The sequence below is a fragment of the Collinsella aerofaciens genome (assembly GCF_015561195.1).
Taxonomy (GTDB): domain Bacteria; phylum Actinomycetota; class Coriobacteriia; order Coriobacteriales; family Coriobacteriaceae; genus Collinsella; species Collinsella aerofaciens_AC.
This window is the reverse complement of record NZ_JADMSU010000021.1, coordinates 1-2,961: the sequence shown is the minus strand read 5'-3', so window position 1 is coordinate 2,961 and position 2,961 is coordinate 1. Positions and strand designations below refer to the sequence as shown.

Annotated in this window: 5 protein-coding genes; all 5 read left to right on the top strand. The window is 57.9% G+C overall.

Annotated features, from left to right (window positions below; all coding sequences use genetic code 11):
* A partial coding sequence (locus I2H81_RS10270) for a plasmid recombination protein (RefSeq protein WP_195645451.1) occupies positions 1–1,014 on the top strand: 1,014 nt, incomplete at its 5' end.
* 43 nt (positions 1,015–1,057) lie between these two features.
* Positions 1,058–1,294 (top strand): type II toxin-antitoxin system RelB family antitoxin, encoded by a 237-nt coding sequence (relB, locus tag I2H81_RS10265; protein ID WP_035138971.1) that lies wholly within the window; start codon positions 1,058–1,060, stop codon positions 1,292–1,294.
* On the top strand, positions 1,278–1,547 hold the full coding sequence (locus tag I2H81_RS10260) for a type II toxin-antitoxin system RelE family toxin (protein WP_035138972.1): 270 nt from the start codon (positions 1,278–1,280) through the stop codon (positions 1,545–1,547). The genes relB and I2H81_RS10260 overlap by 17 nt, the downstream gene beginning before the upstream one ends.
* A gap of 63 nt (positions 1,548–1,610) precedes the next feature.
* The gene (locus I2H81_RS10255; protein ID WP_195645450.1) at positions 1,611–2,231 is read left to right on the top strand and encodes a replication protein; all 621 of its coding nucleotides are present in this window, start codon (positions 1,611–1,613) and stop codon (positions 2,229–2,231) included.
* A gap of 434 nt (positions 2,232–2,665) precedes the next feature.
* The coding region (locus I2H81_RS10250; protein ID WP_195645449.1) for a hypothetical protein at positions 2,666–2,961 on the top strand (296 nt) is incomplete at its 3' end.

Genomic DNA, 2,961 nt, shown 5'->3' with positions numbered 1-2,961 from the left:
GAGCGCGTGAACGAGGCCCAGAAGGCCGCAGGGAAGCGTGCCACGCGCAAGGGTGCGGTCGTTATGGCTGACGTTGTTGTGACGCTTCCCGACAATGTGCGCAAGGGCGATGAGGACAGGTTCTTCCGTCTCACGTACTGGTACCTGTCGAAGAAGTTCGGCATCGAGAACATGATGGGCGGGTACGTCCACAAGGACGAGGTGTTGAAGGATGGCACGCCCGCCCGCGACCACATGCACGTGCCGTTCACGCCCATCCTAGATGGACGGTTCAACTACAAGCAGATGTGCCCCCGCAGCTTCTACCAGAGCATGCACAAGGAGCTTGGGGATTACCTAGAGGAGCGCATGGGCTACCGCCCTGCAATCGAGCTTGACGAGGAGACGCGGGCGCAGCGTGTATACACGGACAAGTCCGTGGATATCGACAAGGTACGCTGTGCGGTCGATAAGGCCGTGGTTGAACCTGCGAAGGACGAAGCGGCGCGAATCGTCGCGGCGGCTAGGGAAGAAGCCGCCGCTTTACTGAATGATGCCGAAGCGCGTAAGGCAGAGCTTGTTACCGAGATTGCCGACAAGGAGGGTGACCTTGCCGAGCTTGACAGCCAGCTCGAGGACGTGAAGCTCGATATCGAAGATGAGCAAGACCGATTGGAGTGTCTTCGGCAACGAGCGGACGGAGTTGCGCGAGACATTGGAGAGCTTCAACCCATCGCTACCGAGGTTCGGGGCTGGGAAGCTGCGGGAAAAGCTGAGCGCGGCGCAATCCTCGATAACATCGTTGTTAAGTGCGATGGACTCGCGAGCCGCATCAGAGCAGGAGTTGCGGGAATGCGAATCAAAGTGGAAGAGCTTAGAAGCCGAATATCGCGCCCGCTCGAATATCTGATGCGCAGGGAGCAGCCAAGGCAACAGAGCCTTAATGACGTGCTGCGCGATGCGCAGCGGGCGGCGGATGCGTGGAACCGCGACCACGCTGCACCGCAGAGGACGTATCGCGGGCGGGCTAGATGATGTGTTATAGTAGTACCTGTAATACACGACAAGGAGGTGCGACATGGCTACCGCGGTCACATCAATGAGGATTCCAACCGAGTTGAACGAGCGCTACAGCCGTCTTGCGAAGGAGACTGGCAGGTCGAGGAGCTTCTACGTTAACGAAGCCCTGCAAGAAGCTATCGACCGTTTCGAGTACGAGTACGGGATTCTCAAGGATATCGAGGACTATCGTGCTGGCAGGCTTGAGACCTACAGCATCGACGAGGTAAGGGCGCACTGTGGCCTGGCGAATTGATTTCACGAGGAACGCCGACAAGGCGATGCGCAAGCTCGATAAGGGCGTTGCCGCGCGGGTGTTTGACGAGCTTGACGAGATAGCGAAGCTCGAAGACCCAAGAAGCAGGGGCAAGGCATTGACGGGAAACTTGGCAGGCGTGTGGCGATACAGGGTCGGTGACTACCGAATCCTGTGCGACATCAATGACGGCAGGCTCGTCATTCTCGTGGTCGATGTTGCGCATAGACGCGAGGTTTACAAGCGCAGATAAAAAAAAGAAAAGCCCCAGCAAGCTTGGCGGCAGCAGGGGCATTCAAGACAAGGAGATTATAGCATGGCTAGGTCTGAAGCCCAGAAACGTGCGGATAAGAAGTACGAAAAGAAACGTGCACCACGTAAGGATTACTGGCTCTTTGAGTTCTATCCAGATAGTGCGCCGGAGAACTGGCGCGAGATTATCAACGGTTGGCTTGTCGACTGCCTTATCTCACCGCTCCACGATTCCGATGTGAACGAGGACGGTACACCAAAGAAGCCGCATTGGCATGGAATCCTGTTTTTCGACAGCGTTAAATCGTTCGAGCAGGTTCAGGAACTCGTTGCACCGCTTAATGGACCAATCCCTATCATCCCAAAGGGAACGAAACGCAACTGCGCCCGCTACCTCTGCCATCTGAACAATCCAGAGAAGCATCAATACAGCGAAGCTGATGTGCTCGAATTCCAGAACGCCGATTACGCGGATCTCAAGACCCGCGATAACGACAAGTATGGGTACATCGGCGAGATGATGGACTTCGTGGACGAGCAAGGCCAGTACTCGTATGCGTACCTGTTGCGCTTTGCGCGCGCGAACCGCCCCGAGTGGTTCCGCTGCCTTTGCGACAACGGTACATACGTCATGAAGGAGTACTGCAAGACAGCCGCGTTTGATGCGCGGCAAGCGGCGCAGTAGTTGGGTCAATGCAGCATTCAGCGACCACGGGGGCTTTAGCCCTCGTTCGCGGAATGCGGAATTGACGCAACGGTCAAGCCACAAGACCAGACTTGATTAAGGGTCGATGGACGCTCTGCTCCATCGACCCTTTCCTTGCCCAAGTCTGCGAGTGCGGGAGGGCTGCGGCTCGGATTCCCATGGGCGAGGTACTACGACCTCGCCCATGGGAATCCGATATCCGATACCGATACGTCGGGGTGGTTTGGAGGGGTTTTACCCCTCCATCTCGGCGGAGCCGAGCGGGCAAGGAAGAGGTGCCGCCACCGATGACGCGCAGCAATCTCGACCGCTGGAAGGATTGCGGAGAAGCCCCGCAGGGCACGTCCTTAGCGCAGCTAAGGTCTAACGTGCTAGACTTTAGTCGATTAAGTCTGTACGGTTCGGAGGTTTCCATGGCTCACATCGCGAAATACAAGGCTCCATCGGTCGGGCACATGCTTGCCCACTACCGCCGCGACCGCAGCAGCCTGGAGCGCGACAACATCGACCCCGAGCGCATCAAGAACGACTTGGTGGTCGGCCACTACACGAACAAGGACGGCAAGCTCGTTGTGGGGCGCGTGGAGCCGCGCGAGGGCGAGCCGAACTGGGGCACGGTGGAGAGCCGCATCGAGCGCGTGAACGAGGCCCAGAAGGCCGCAGGGAAGCGTGCCACGCGCAAGGGTGCGGTCGTTATGGCTGACGTTGT